The sequence below is a fragment of the Oxalobacteraceae bacterium OTU3CINTB1 genome (assembly GCA_024123955.1).
Lineage (GTDB): Bacteria > Pseudomonadota > Gammaproteobacteria > Burkholderiales > Burkholderiaceae_D > Rugamonas.
Map to the genome: position 1 here is coordinate 2,847,657 of CP099652.1, position 12,875 is coordinate 2,860,531.

Here is a 12,875-nt window from a genome sequence, read left to right on the forward strand (position 1 = left end):
ATGACCACATCCGTCCTTCGCCTGCCCGTCATAGATCCCGCCCATCAGCTGGACAGCCCGGAATTCGCCGCGCTGCTGGAGGGCCTGAGCGCCGAATTCGCGGCCACCGCCGAACGGCATGATCGCGACGGCAGCTTCCCGCACCAAAATTTCGAACGCCTGCACGAACTAGGTCTGCTCGGCCTGACGGTGCCGCGCGCCCTGGGTGGGCTGGGCGCCAGCCTGGCGCAGACGACGCGCGTGGTTGCCGCCGTGGCGCGCGGCGAGCCGTCCACCGCGCTGGTACTGACGATGCAGTATCTGCACCACGCGTCGGGCCGGCAGTCGAAGTGGCCGCCGCACCTGCTGCACCGTGTCGTCGAGGAGACTCTGCGCGACGGCGCGTTGATCAACGCGCTGCGCGTGGAGCCGGAACTGGGCACGCCTGCACGCGGCGGCCTGCCCGCGACCACGGCGCGACGCACACCGGAGGGGTGGCGCATCAGCGGCCGCAAGATCTATTCGACCGGCATACCGCGTCTGACCTGGCTGGGCGTTTGGGCCCGCAGCGACGATCCGGAACCGCTGGTCGGCAGCTGGCTGGTGCGCCGCGACACACCGGGCATCACAGTTATCGAAAACTGGGATCACCTGGGCATGCGCGCCACCGGTAGCCACGAGGTGGTGTTCGACGACGTGCTGGTGCCGCTCGATCATGCGGTGGAAGTGGCGCCGGCCGGTGCCGCGCCGGATCTGGATGCCTCGCTGCTGCTGTGGATGTCGGTGCTGCTGTCGGCGATCTACGACGCGGTGGCCCGCGCGGCCCGCGACTGGCTGGCGGCGTGGCTGGAAGAACGCGTGCCGGCCAATCTCGGCGCGCCGCTCTCGACGCTGCCGCGCTTTCAAGAGGCGTTGGGCCAACTGGATGCCTGGCTGTTCTCCAATCGGGTGCTGATTGATGCCGCCGCCAACGGCGCGGTGCCGCCGCAGGACGCCTTCCGCATCAAATACCTGGTCACGAACCAGGCTATCCAGGTAGTGGAAAAGGCGATTGAATTAAGCGGAAACCCCGGCCTGTCGCGCGCCAACGCGCTGCAGCGTCACTACCGCGATGTGCTGTGCAGCCGTATCCACACGCCGCAGAACGACACCATTTTAGTCAACAGCGGCAAGGCGGCTTTCGCCGCGCGCGCCGCCAGCAAAACCTCATCGTCCGGCGTGGCCGGCATTTCATCCATCACTGCAAAGGAAGCATCATGAGCATCGAATTCATCGGCTTTAGCGCCACCCAAGAAGTATCCGAAACCGTGCTGCCGCAGGGTTCCGTCGTCAACAAGAGCTTCCTGGGAGCGGTGGCCCGCGCCCACGAATACGCCGGTTTCGACCGCGTGCTGGTCGCCCACAGCAGCGCCTCGGTGGACGGCTTCCAGGTCGCCTCCTATATCGCTTCGCAGACGCAGAAGCTGGGCATCCTGCTGGCCCATCGCCCCGGCTTCGTGTCGCCGACGCTGGCGGCGCGCCAGTTCGCGACGCTGGACCATTTCAGCGACGGCCGCCTGGCGGTCCACGTCATCAGCGGTGGCGACGACACCGAACAGCAGCGCGATGGCGACTTCCTTGACCACGACCAGCGCTACCAGCGCACCGACGAATACCTGGACGTGGTCCGCAAGACGTGGACCTCGCAAGGGCCGTTCGACCACGAGGGCCCGATCTACCGCTTCAAGGGGCAGAACGCCGGCGTGCGCCCGCTGAACAACCAGCACATACCGGTCTACTTCGGCGGCTCGTCCGAGGCGGCCATCGAAGTCGCCGGCAAGCATGCGGACGTGTACGCGCTGTGGGGCGAGTCGCTGGCCCAGGTGGCGGAGACGATCGCCCGCGTGCGGGCCGCCGCCGCCAGGCATGGCCGCGCCGACAAGATCCGTTTCAGCCTGTCGCTGCGCCCCGTGCTCGCCGCGACCGAGGATCAGGCCTGGGCCAAGGCCGACGCCATCCTGGCCACCGCCACCGAACGCGTAAAGGGCAATGTCCATTTCAGCCAGCGCCCGCAGCAACCGCAGAACGCCGGCTCCCAGCGCCTGCTCGATACCGCTGCGCAGGGCAGGGTGGTCGACGAGCGCCTGTGGACCGGCATCGCCGCGCTGACCAAGGCGGCCGGCAATTCCACCGGCTTGGTGGGCACGCCGGAACAGGTGCGCGACGCGCTGCTCAAGTACTGGGAACTGGGCGTGACCACCTTCCTGATCCGTGGCTTCGACCCGATCCAGGACGCGCTGCAATACGGCCGCGAGCTGATTCCCCTGGTGCGCGCGGCGGTGGCCGAACGGGAAGCGTTGCAGGCCGGCGAACCTTCGCGCCTGGCCGCCTGATACGGAGCAGTCGATGACCCAGACCACCAGTCTAAATAGAGCCAACATCATTGTCGCCAGCCAGTTCGACGCCAAGGTCAACGCCTTGTTGGCCCAGCGTACGGGCCTGGCCGTGCGCGACGTCCCACCGGGTCCGCTGACGGCACTGCCGCAAGGCGCCGACGTCCTGTTCGCGCTGCCCGCGCCGAAAGGCCAGACGCTGTTGCAGACACCCGCGCCGGCCGGCTGGAACGAGGTGCGCTGGGTGCAACTGGCCTCGGTCGGCATCGATTACTACCCCGATTGGCTGTTCGACGGGCCGGTGGTCACCTCGGCGCGCGGCACCGCCTCGGTGGCCATCGCCGAATACGTGCTGGCTGCGATCTTCACAGCCGCCAAGCATATTCCGGAAATCTGGCTGGAGCAGGCCAGCGACTGGCGCCGCCTGTCGCTTGGCCTGGTGCAGGGGACGACGTTGGGGCTCTACGGCTTCGGCTCGATCGGCCAGGCGCTGGCGCAACGGGCGCTCGCGCTGGGAATCAAGGTGGTGGCGCTGCGCCGCTCCGACGCGCCGTTCGGTGTCGAAGGCGTCGAGCGGGTCGACTCGCTCGATCAACTGGTGGCGCGCTCGGATCATCTGGTGCTGGCGGCGCCGTCGACCGCCGAGACACGCCACGCCATCAGCCGCGCCGCGCTAGCCCATGCCAAACCCGGTCTGCACCTGATTAATATCGCGCGCGGCAACCTGGTCGACCACCAGGCGCTGCTCGACGCGCTCAACGAAGGCAAGGTGGCGTTGGCGACACTGGACGTGACCGACCCCGAGCCCCTGCCGGCCGGCCATGCGTTCTACGGCCACCCGCGCGTGCGCCTGTCGCCGCACATTTCGCCCAGCACCGATCAGATCGTGCCGGCGCTGATCGACAAGTTCGTGCTGAACCTGGACCGCTTCCGCAGTGGCGAACCATTGACCGACGTGGTCGACACCGCGCGCGGCTACTGAACCTTTAAGGAACCACTATGAGCAGCTCCTCACCACTTTACTCGGCGCCCCTGTCGCGGCCACACCTGCGCCAAGTCGGCAAGAACACGCCGCGTCCGGCGATCTACGCCGCGCCGCGCGACGCCAATGGCGCCATCATCTTCGCCGAGCCACCACCGCCGCCGACTATCGAAGCCCAGCGCCAATATCGCAAAGAGCGCCTGGCCGTCTCCTTCCGCCTGTTTGCGCGCTATGGCTACGACATGGGCGGGGCGGGGCACATCACCGCGCGCGATCCTGAATTCCCGGACCATTTCTGGGTCAATCCGGCCGGCGTCTATTTCGGCCACATTCGCGTATCGGACCTGATCCTGGTCAGCCACGACGGCAAGGTCGTCGAAGGCGATGGTCTCCTGAACCGCGCCGCGTTCGCGATCCACTCGGAGCTGCACAAGGCGCGGCCGGACGTCATCGCCGCGGCCCATTCGCATGGCTTGTATGGCAAGGCGTTCGCTGCCCAAGGCAGGCTACTCGACCCGCTGACCCAGGACTCCTGCGCTTTCTACCAGGACCACGCGATCTTCTCGGACTTCAGCGGCGTGGTGCTCGATTCGAGCGAGGGCGAACGCATCGCCGCTACTTTGGGGCCGCGCAAAGCGGTGATCCTGCAGAACCACGGCCTGCTGACTGTAGGCGCGTCGGTGGAGTCGGCGGTGTGGCGCTACATCGCCTTCGAAAACGCCGCCCAGGCGCAGTTGCTGTCCGAGGCGGCCGGTCCGACCAAGCCGATTCCGCACGAGGTGGCGTTGCACACGGCCGGCCAGATCGGCTCCGACGCCGGCGGCTGGTTCAGCTTCCAGCCGTTATGGGACGTGATCACGCGCGAAGAGCCCGACCTGTTCGACTAATCAAAGGAGGACCATCAATGTCTAGCGCCACACTGTCAGTTAATGACGCATACCAGACCGACCAGGTTGACGCAGTAGCGTTGAGTGCTGGATTCGCCACTTCCTACCTGAACGCAGCAGCGGCCAAACCGGCCGGCTGGCTGCGCAGCCCCGGCGCCGCCGGCACGGTGCTGGTGCATGGTGCGGCGCTGCTGGCCATCTGGAGCTTCTCCAGCGCTGTCGTTAAACCTGCGGTGACGCCGCCGGTGGTGGAGTTGATCCGATTGCAGCCGGAGCCCAAGAAAGAACTGGCGCCGCCAAAACCGGAGCCGGTGAAGGAAAAACCGGTGCAACTGGCGCCGCCCAAACCGGTGGCCCAGCCCTTGCCCACGCCGAAGACGGTGGAGACTTCGGCCGAGAAAGCCGAGACCTACACGCCGCCCGCGCCGCCGGTACAGGCAGCGCCCATCGGGCCGGTGACGCCCGTGGCGCCGGCGCCGCCGCAGCCGCCAGCTCCCGCGCCGGTTGCCGCCGCGCCCAGGCAAATCAGCACCGAAGGCATTCCGACCGATTATGTGAACCAGGTCTACTCCCGTATCAACAGCAATGCCGATTATCCGCGCGAAGCGAAGATGCGCCGCCAGCAGGGCAAGGTCGGCTACCGCCTGACCCTCAACCCGCAGGGCGCGCTGATCTCCTTCGATATCCAGCCGTCCGGCGTGGAAGCGCTGGACGAGGCGGCGCGTGACGCGATTCGGCGCGCGGCGCCATTCCCCCGGTTGCCCGATCTGGGCGGCAGCACTTATCTGCTGGCCGGGAACATCGTCTTCAAAATTAACTAGTCAAGGAAAACGCCATGAGTGCTACCCAAGTTGTCGCCCAGTCTGTCGCCCATCTCTCGCCGTTGCAGCTGTTCGAGCAGGCCGACTTTATCGTTAAATCCATCATGGTGGTGCTGGTGCTGGTGCTGGCGTCGCTCGCCAGCTGGGGCGTCATCATCGACAAGATGTTGCGCTTTTCTCGCCTGCGCCGACATGCCATCGCCTGGACCGGCGCGCTGGCGGGACAGCGCTCGCTAACGCGGCTGGCGCAGGCTCTCAAGCAAAATACGCAGGACCCGTTCGCGCGCATCTATCACGCCATCGTCGACGAGTGGAATACCAGCCATCGCCAGCATCTGCATGTCGACGCGGCGGGTCGCGACAGCCTGAAGGAACGCATCAACCGCGTGGGGCAGATCAGCAGCAATGTCGAGGTGGAGGAACTGCAAAAAGGCTTGTCGATACTGGCGACGGTCGGCTCGGTCGCACCCTTCGTCGGCCTGTTCGGTACCGTGTGGGGCATCATGAACGCATTCCAGGGCATCGCCGCCAGTAACAGCACCAGCCTGGCCGTGGTGGCGCCGGGCATCGCGGAGGCTTTGTTCGCCACCGCGCTGGGCCTGGTGGCCGCGATTCCCGCCGTCGTCGCCTACAACCGTGCCTCCGGTGACTTGAACAGTTACGCCGCCCGCCTTTCCACCCTGGTCGGACTGGTGGAGGTGCAGCTGTCACGCCAACTGGAAGCGGGGGAGGCGTTGGTGGAGACTATCGAGGCCGCGCCGGCCAAGGCCGACCGCGCCGCACGCAACATCACGCCGCTGGCGGCGCAGGGAGTCTGACATGGGCGTTCGTTTATCTTCAGGTCCGGCACACCGGCCAGGTCCGGTCAGCGATATCAACGTCACGCCGCTGGTCGATGTCATGCTGGTGCTGCTGATCGTGTTCATGGTGGCGGCGCCGATGATGACGGCCGGCGTCAAGGTCGATCTGCCGACTTCCAGCGCGAAGCCGCTGGAGGAGCCCAAGCCGCCTATCGTCGTCAGCATCGACGCCAGCGGCACGGTCTTCGTCAACCAGACCGCCGCCACGCCGGACACGCTGCTGCCGCTGATGGCGCAGGAGGCCGCCGGCGACAAGGAGCGCCGCATCCACCTTCGCGGCGATCAGGCGCTGGCCTACGGCCGCATCGTCAAGACCATGGGAACCCTGAACGACGCCGGCTACGCCCGCATCGCGCTGGTTTCGGAAGCGCCCGCGCCCTAAACACCTACAAATCAAAGAGGCTGGAAAAATGGATTCGATCACTTCGAAGGGCGACGCTCGCCGTCAATTTCTGCGCCGGAGCGCGCGATTGGGCGCCGGCGCCGGACTGGCCGCGCTGCTGGGCGGCTGGAGCAACACCACACGAGCGGCGGCGGCACAACTGCGCGACACCACGCTGCGGGTAGGTACATACAAGGGTGGCGACTCCTACTACTTCAACGAAGCGGGCGTCGCCGCAATCCCGTACAAGACTGCACTGGCAGAATTCGCGGCCGGGAACCTGATCGTCGAAGCACTGGCGTCGGGCTCCCTGGATTTCGGCTCCATGAGCGAAATCCCGCCTATCTTCGCCGCCGCCAGTGGCACGCCGCTGAAGGTGATCGCCGTGCTGCGCGGAGACGTCAACAACCAGGTGGTGCTGGTGCCGAAAAACTCGCCCATCACCGATCCGGCGCAGTTCAAGGGCAAGCGCATCGGCTATGCGCGATCGACCACCTCGCACTACTTTCTGCTGCAGCTGTTGAAAGAGAACGGCCTTGGTTTCAAGGACATCCAGCCGGTCGCACTGCCTCCGCAGGACGCCTTCGCCGCGTTCAAGAGCGGGCAGCTCGATGCGTGGGTGATTTACGGCCTTGTGGTGGAACTGGCCAAAAGCCAGGAAGGCGCGCGCGTGCTGCGCACGGCCGACGGCTACCTGTCCGGGAACTACGTCATCAGCACCTCGCCGCAGGCGATAGCCGATCCGCTCAAGCATGCAGCCATCGGCGACTACCTTCAGCGTGTGGCCAAGGTTTACGACTGGATCAACCGCAATCCGAAGCCGTGGGCTGTCAAGAGCGGCCAGATTGCCGGCGTGCCGCCGCAGTTCTTCCTCAACCAGGCGACCCAGCGCAGCCAGCCCTACAAGCTGGTGGCGGTGGACGACGTGGCAATCAAGTCGCAGCAGCAGGTGGCCGATGTGTTTTCCGATGCCGGCCTGCTGGCGCGCCGCGTCGACGTCAAACCAATCTGGGACCGCAGCTTTGCCAAGTACCTCGCCTGATCAAAAATACATAACGACATAGGGAATCAACGCATGCAGCACTATAAGAACAATCAGCCAAAATTGAAGACCCTGCGCCTGGCGCTGCTGGCGGCCGGCCTGCTGGGAGGCATGAACGCCTTGGCGCAGACCAGCGTCGGCCAAGTGCAGGACGTGGTGGTCACCACCGGTGTGCGCGGCGAAGCCCGCACCGTGGCGGACAGCCCGGCGCCTATCGACGTGATCAGCGGCGAGCAGTTGATCCATACCGGCCGCGCGGAATTGGCCGAGGCCTTGGGCCGGCTGCTGCCGTCGTTTAACTTCGGCACCAACCAGGCGGGCGTCAACTCGGTGGTGCGGCCGGTCAGCAACCGTGGCCTGGGGCCGGCCTACACGCTGGTCCTGGTCAACGGCAAGCGCCGTCATAATTCTGCGCTGCTGACCAATGGCGGCGGCGATACCAGCGGCGTCAACGCGATCGATCTCGATACCATTCCACTCAGCGCCATCGACCATATCGAAGTGCTCAAGGACAGCGCGGCCGCGCAATACGGATCGGACGCGGTGGCCGGGGTGGTCAACGTCATCCTCAAGACGGGTAACCACGGCGGCCAGATTTCGGCCAGCTACGGGGAGTTGAAGAGCGGCGCCGGCGACCTGTCGAACAAGAAGCTGGAGGGCGACGTCGGCTTCGCGCTCGGCGACGACGGCTTCGTCCATATCGCCGCCGCACTGCGCAAGCGCGGACAGTCCTGGAATAACTTCCCGTCGACGAACCTGGTCGCGTATTCGCCCGCGTCGAATCCCAAGAACGCCAGCTGGAACCGCGACGGCGCGCACAACGGCGATCCGGGCATCGAAGCCTACGACCTGGCCTTCAACGCCGAGAAGCCATTCAACAAGGACATCACGCTGTACGCGTTCGGTACCGCCGGCACCCGCAACACGGTGGCGGGAAATAACTTCCGCCGTCCCAACGGGCTTGCGACAATAGCGCAGGTCTACCCGGACGGTTACTTCGCGCTGAATAACATGAGCGCCTTCGACTTCCAGCTGAACGCCGGCGCGCGCGGGCGCGCAGCCGGCTGGAACTGGGATATCAGCACCGGCTACGGCAAGAACCGCGCGCGCCAGTACAGCAACCTGACGCTCAATCCCTCGTTGGGACCTGCGTCGCCGACCAGCTTCGATAACCTGGCCGTTTATCAGTTCGAACAATGGACCACCAACGAGGACTTTACGCGCGCCTTCGACATCGGTCTGAAAAAGCCGTTGCAGTGGTCGTGGGGCCTGGAGCAGCGTGTCGAGCGCTTCACCACCTATGCCGGCGATCCCCTGGGTTACATCAACGGCGGCTACATCTTCAAACCCGGCGACCAGGAAGGCAATCCGAATGTCGGCAAGCCGGCCGCCGTCGGCGCGCAGGCCGGCGTGGCGCTGTCTCCTGCCGACGCGACCAGCATCCAGCGCACAGTGCTGGCGATTTACAACGATATCGGCTTCTATCCCGTCGAGAACCTGTTCGTCGATGGCGCGGTGCGCGCGGAGCACTACAACGACAGCGCTGGCAACACCGCGAGCGGGAAAATCAACAGCCGCTACAATTTCTCGCCAAAGTTCGCGGTACGCGGCACCGTCGGTTCCGGTTTCCGGGCGCCGTCGCTGACGCAATCGGGCTACTCCCAGACCGACAACCGCACCAACATCAATCCCGTCACCGGGGTGGTTGAACCCAGCCTGTCCAAACTGCTGCGCAACGATTCGGCGCTGGCACGTCAGTTCGGCGCGCGCGATCTCGATCCGGAGAAGTCGGTCAATTTCGGCTTAGGCCTGGTGCTCAAGCCGGCCGATAATATCAACATTACGCTGGACGGCTACCAGGTCAAGGTCAAGGACCGCATCATCCGCACCGGCTACATGTTCGGCCCGGCCTTCGCGCCGACACTGGTGGCCGGGGGATTGACCGGCACCGAATGGGTGCAGTACTTCGCCAACGGCGTCGATACCCGCACGCGTGGCGCCGACCTGGTGGCCGACATCACCAGCGACTACGGCAGCTATGGATTGGTGCGCTGGGGCGCGGCCGTCAACTGGAACCGCACCACGATCACCAACATCAAGGCGACGCCATCGGAAATCACAGCTCTGGGCGCCAATCCGGGCGGCAGCTCGGTGTGGTTCGGTTACTCGGCCGGCGGCGGCATTGGCGATCTGACGGCCACGCCGAGGACCAAGCTGATACTGTCGGCGCGCTGGTTTATCGGCCCGGTGGAGGCGAACCTGCAAACCACCCGCTACGATTCGTCCACCTGGCAGACCACTGCCGATCGCGCCAGGGACTATCACTTCGGCGCCAAGTGGTTGACCGACCTCGATGTCAGCTACGCCGTCACCAAGCGCGCCAGGCTGGTGGTGGGGGCGGCCAACCTGTTCGACACCAAACCGGATCGCAACGGTCCGGGCGACGCCAATTCCGGCAGCAGCGGCTTTGTCTACGGGCCCGCGCCATTCGCGCCGAGCGGCGCCTACTACTACGGCAAGGTCACCTATGACTTCTGATCCCAATCGTATCCGGCGCTTGCTGGCGATGCTGCCGGCGGCCGCGCTGCTGGGCGCCTGCGGCAAGGCAGGCGATGCCGGCGGGGCGGCAAGCAGCGGCGCCCCGGTCCCGGTCGACCTGTCCAAGGTCACCGTGGTGCTGGGCGACCAGGTCAAGCTGCTGCGCACCAAGGCGGAAGCGGCCGGCGTGCTTACGGACGTGCCTTACAAGATCCAGTGGGCCAGCTTCCAGGGCGCCGCGCCGCTGTTCGAGGCGGTGGTGTCGGGCGACGTCGACACGGCGATGGCTGCCGATACGCCGGCGCTTGCGGCGGCGGCGGGAGGCGCGCGCGTCAAGGTGGTGGCGGCCAGCGTGTCGTCGCCGACCGGCGTGGCGATACTGGTGCCCGCCGGATCGCCGATCAAGTCGGTGGCCGACCTCAAAGGCCGCAACGTCATCGTCTCGTCTGCGCGCGGCAGCGTCGCGCATTACCTCCTGTTCGGCGCGCTGCGCGAGGCAAGCTTGAAACCGGACGACGTCACCACCGGCTTCCTTTTGCCGAGCGACGCCGCCGTCGCCTTCTCCAGCGGGAAGATCGAAGCGTGGGCCACCTTCGGCACCTACCAGGCCAACGCGGAGATTCACGGTGCGCGCGTGTTGCGCGATGGCGTGGGCATCAATTCCGGCATCGGCGTGATCGCCGCGTCGGATGCGGCGCTGGCCGATCCGGGCAAGCGCGCCGCATTGGCCGATGTGTTGCGGCGCCTCGCGTTATCCAATGCCTGGGCCAATGTGCACCCCAAGGAATACGCCGAAGTGTTCCAACGCCTGACCGGTTTGCCGGCCGATGTGGTCAAGTTGGTGGTCGATCGCGACCGCCCGCAGCTACGCCCTGTCGACCAGCGGATCGTCACGCAGCTGCAGCAGGTGGCCGATACATTTTTCGAAGCGAAGCTGTTTCCACGCCGGGTCGATGCCAGCCGGCTGGTTGACACCACACTTTTCCGTCCGGCTTAACTCACTTTCCATTCCAGATCAGGAGCATCGTCATGACTACACCACAAGCATCGCGCCAACTCAAACTCGGTTTCATCCTGCACGGCGTTGGCCCGGGTTGGGGCGACTGGCGCCATCCGGATGCCGATCCAGGCGCCAGCACCAATATCGACTTCTACCTGCGCCAGGCCAAATTGGCGGAGCAGGGCAAGTTCGATTTCCTGTTCGTGGCGGACAGCGTCCACATCACCGAGAAGTCCAGCCCGCACTACCTGAACCGCTTCGAGCCGCTGACCATCCTCTCGGCGCTGGCCACCGCCACCAGGAATATCGGACTGGTTGGCACGCTCACTGTGAGCTACAGCGAGCCATACACGGTCGCCCGGCAGTTCGCATCGCTGGACCATATCAGCAAAGGACGCGCCGGCTGGAACGTGGTCACGTCCTGGCTGTCGGGCAGCGCCGAGAACTACGGCAAGCCGACGCATCCCCCGCACGAGGTGCGCTACCGGATCGCCGCCGAGCATCTGCAAACCGTGCAGGGGCTGTGGGATTCATGGGAGGACGACGCACTGGTGCACGACAAGGCCAGCGGCCGGTTCATCGACCCCGACAAGCTGCACACACTGCACCACCAGGGAGAGTTCTTCTCGGTGCGCGGTCCGCTGAACATCAGCCGTTCGCCGCAAGGGCAACCGGTGATCTTTCAGGCCGGCGCCTCGGAGGACGGCCGCAATTTCTCGGCGCGCCACGCCGAGGCTTTCTTCACCGAGGGATCGAGCTTCGAATCGTCGCAGGCCTATTACGCGGATATCAAAAAGCGCGCCGCGGCCTTCGGCCGTCCGGCCGCCAAGCTGGCCGTGCTGCCGGCGTTGCGCGCCATCGTCGGCGAAACCGAGGAGGACGCCCAGCGCCTCTACCAGGAAGCGGTGGCGTTGATCCGCATCGAGGATGCGCTGGTGGCGCTGGCGCGTTCCTTCAACGAACATGACCTGGCCCAGTACCCGCTGGACGGTCCGTTCCCTGACATCGCCCAATACGGCGCCGAGAGCAACCGCAGCGCTTCCGAGCGCATCGTGCGTACCGCGCGGGAGGAAAACCTGACCTTGCGGGAGACCGCGCTGCGCTACGCCAGCCCGCGCAAGGAGTTCGTCGGCACCGGGGTGCAGGTGGCCAACGCCATCCAGAACTGGTTCGATGGCGGCGCCGCCGACGGGTTTATACTGTTCGAGTCCCTGCCGCGACAGCTCGACGCGTTTGTGGCCGAGGTGGTGCCGGTGCTGCAGCAGCGCGGCCTGTTCCGCCGGGACTACCAACACGCCACCTTGCGCGGCAACCTCGGACTGGACGTGCCGGAAAACCGCAACACCGCCGCGCGCCGCCAGGCCGCCTGACAGGAGCCATTTGGATGAGGAGACTTAGATGAGCGCATCACCTGGTTTTGAAACGCCGGCCCGCCTGCGGCATTTCGTCGAGGCGCTGGACGCCCTGCTGGAGCAGGGCCATGAAACGGACGAAACGCGCATCGTCGCGCGGGGCTCCGAACTGTTGCGCGAACTGGTCGCCCATGACGACTGGTTGCCGCAGCAGGCCGCGTTGCCGGACCCGCAATACTATCGTCAGTATCTACTTTACCGCGATCCGGCGGCGCGGTTCTCGGTGGTCAGCTTCGTCTGGGGACCGGGTCAATCGACGCCGATCCACAACCACACGGTATGGGGTCTCATCGGCTTGCTGCGCGGGGCCGAGATCTCGCAGGACTACCGCCGCCGCGCCGATGGCGTGCTCGAAAAAGTGGGCGAGCCGCAGCGGCTGGAAACCGGCGTGGTGACGGCCGTGTCGCCAACGCTGGGCGATATCCACCAGGTCTTCAACGCCTATGACGACCGCATTTCGATCGGCATCCACGTCTATGGCGCCGATATCGGCGCGGTGGACCGCAGCGTCTTCACGCCGGAAGGCGCGGTCAAGCCGTTCCGGTCCGGCTATGCCAATGCCGCCTGATCGCCACACACAATCCAAGGAATCCGAAAGCC

12 protein-coding genes are annotated in these 12,875 nt (G+C 65.8%); all 12 read left to right on the forward strand.

Translation table 11 applies throughout. From position 1 onward, the window contains the following. The 12 genes from NHH73_12520 to NHH73_12575 are packed head-to-tail and all read left to right on the forward strand — an operon-like array spanning position 1 to position 12,843. Positions 1 to 1,239, forward strand: a complete 1,239-nt coding sequence (locus NHH73_12520; protein USX29045.1) for an acyl-CoA/acyl-ACP dehydrogenase — start codon at positions 1 to 3, stop codon at positions 1,237 to 1,239. Continuing rightward, positions 1,236 to 2,351, forward strand: coding sequence for an LLM class flavin-dependent oxidoreductase (locus tag NHH73_12525; protein USX29046.1), 1,116 nt, complete (start codon positions 1,236 to 1,238; stop codon positions 2,349 to 2,351). Before NHH73_12520 ends, NHH73_12525 begins: the two co-directional genes overlap by 4 nt. A gap of 13 nt (positions 2,352 to 2,364) precedes the next feature. Further along, positions 2,365 to 3,333, forward strand: a complete 969-nt coding sequence (locus NHH73_12530; GenBank protein ID USX29047.1) for a D-isomer specific 2-hydroxyacid dehydrogenase family protein — start codon at positions 2,365 to 2,367, stop codon at positions 3,331 to 3,333. 17 nt (positions 3,334 to 3,350) lie between these two features. Further along, positions 3,351 to 4,220, forward strand: a complete 870-nt coding sequence (locus tag NHH73_12535) for a class II aldolase/adducin family protein (GenBank protein USX29048.1) — start codon at positions 3,351 to 3,353, stop codon at positions 4,218 to 4,220. A gap of 17 nt (positions 4,221 to 4,237) precedes the next feature. Further along, a complete protein-coding gene (locus NHH73_12540) occupies positions 4,238 to 5,041 on the forward strand; it encodes a TonB family protein (protein ID USX29049.1) in 804 nt (267 codons plus the stop codon). 14 nt (positions 5,042 to 5,055) lie between these two features. Beyond that, positions 5,056 to 5,859, forward strand: a complete 804-nt coding sequence (locus tag NHH73_12545) for a MotA/TolQ/ExbB proton channel family protein (GenBank protein USX29050.1) — start codon at positions 5,056 to 5,058, stop codon at positions 5,857 to 5,859. Position 5,860: 1 nt separating this feature from the next. Next, positions 5,861 to 6,283: a biopolymer transporter ExbD gene (locus NHH73_12550; protein ID USX29051.1), complete on the forward strand. Its 423-nt coding sequence runs from the start codon at positions 5,861 to 5,863 to the stop codon at positions 6,281 to 6,283. Between the two features lie 28 nt (positions 6,284 to 6,311). Continuing rightward, entirely contained in the window at positions 6,312 to 7,325 is a 1,014-nt protein-coding gene (locus tag NHH73_12555; GenBank protein ID USX29052.1) for an ABC transporter substrate-binding protein, read from the forward strand. A 33-nt stretch (positions 7,326 to 7,358) separates the two neighbouring features. Continuing rightward, positions 7,359 to 9,863, forward strand: coding sequence for a TonB-dependent receptor (locus tag NHH73_12560; protein USX29053.1), 2,505 nt, complete (start codon positions 7,359 to 7,361; stop codon positions 9,861 to 9,863). Next, positions 9,853 to 10,860 (forward strand): ABC transporter substrate-binding protein, encoded by a 1,008-nt coding sequence (locus tag NHH73_12565; protein ID USX29054.1) that lies wholly within the window; start codon positions 9,853 to 9,855, stop codon positions 10,858 to 10,860. The genes NHH73_12560 and NHH73_12565 overlap by 11 nt, the downstream gene beginning before the upstream one ends. Before the next feature lie 32 nt (positions 10,861 to 10,892). Then, entirely contained in the window at positions 10,893 to 12,233 is a 1,341-nt protein-coding gene (locus NHH73_12570; protein ID USX29055.1) for an LLM class flavin-dependent oxidoreductase, read from the forward strand. Positions 12,234 to 12,261: 28 nt separating this feature from the next. Next, positions 12,262 to 12,843: a cysteine dioxygenase gene (locus NHH73_12575; GenBank protein USX29056.1), complete on the forward strand. Its 582-nt coding sequence runs from the start codon at positions 12,262 to 12,264 to the stop codon at positions 12,841 to 12,843. The last annotated feature ends 32 nt before the right edge of the window (positions 12,844 to 12,875 follow it).

Bases quoted from the DNA above. Each gene is read 5' to 3' on its own strand.
- NHH73_12525 (USX29046.1), top strand. From the start codon at position 1,236: ATGAGCATCGAATTCATCGGCTTTAGCGCCACCCAAGAAGTATCCGAA.
- NHH73_12550 (USX29051.1), top strand. From the start codon at position 5,861: ATGGGCGTTCGTTTATCTTCAGGTCCGGCACACCGGCCAGGTCCGGTC.
- NHH73_12555 (USX29052.1), top strand. From the start codon at position 6,312: ATGGATTCGATCACTTCGAAGGGCGACGCTCGCCGTCAATTTCTGCGC.
- NHH73_12560 (USX29053.1), top strand. From the start codon at position 7,359: ATGCAGCACTATAAGAACAATCAGCCAAAATTGAAGACCCTGCGCCTG.
- NHH73_12535 (USX29048.1), top strand. From the start codon at position 3,351: ATGAGCAGCTCCTCACCACTTTACTCGGCGCCCCTGTCGCGGCCACAC.
- NHH73_12565 (USX29054.1), top strand. From the start codon at position 9,853: ATGACTTCTGATCCCAATCGTATCCGGCGCTTGCTGGCGATGCTGCCG.
- NHH73_12545 (USX29050.1), top strand. From the start codon at position 5,056: ATGAGTGCTACCCAAGTTGTCGCCCAGTCTGTCGCCCATCTCTCGCCG.
- NHH73_12520 (USX29045.1), top strand. From the start codon at position 1: ATGACCACATCCGTCCTTCGCCTGCCCGTCATAGATCCCGCCCATCAG.
- NHH73_12540 (USX29049.1), top strand. From the start codon at position 4,238: ATGTCTAGCGCCACACTGTCAGTTAATGACGCATACCAGACCGACCAG.
- NHH73_12575 (USX29056.1), top strand. From the start codon at position 12,262: ATGAGCGCATCACCTGGTTTTGAAACGCCGGCCCGCCTGCGGCATTTC.
- NHH73_12570 (USX29055.1), top strand. From the start codon at position 10,893: ATGACTACACCACAAGCATCGCGCCAACTCAAACTCGGTTTCATCCTG.
- NHH73_12530 (USX29047.1), top strand. From the start codon at position 2,365: ATGACCCAGACCACCAGTCTAAATAGAGCCAACATCATTGTCGCCAGC.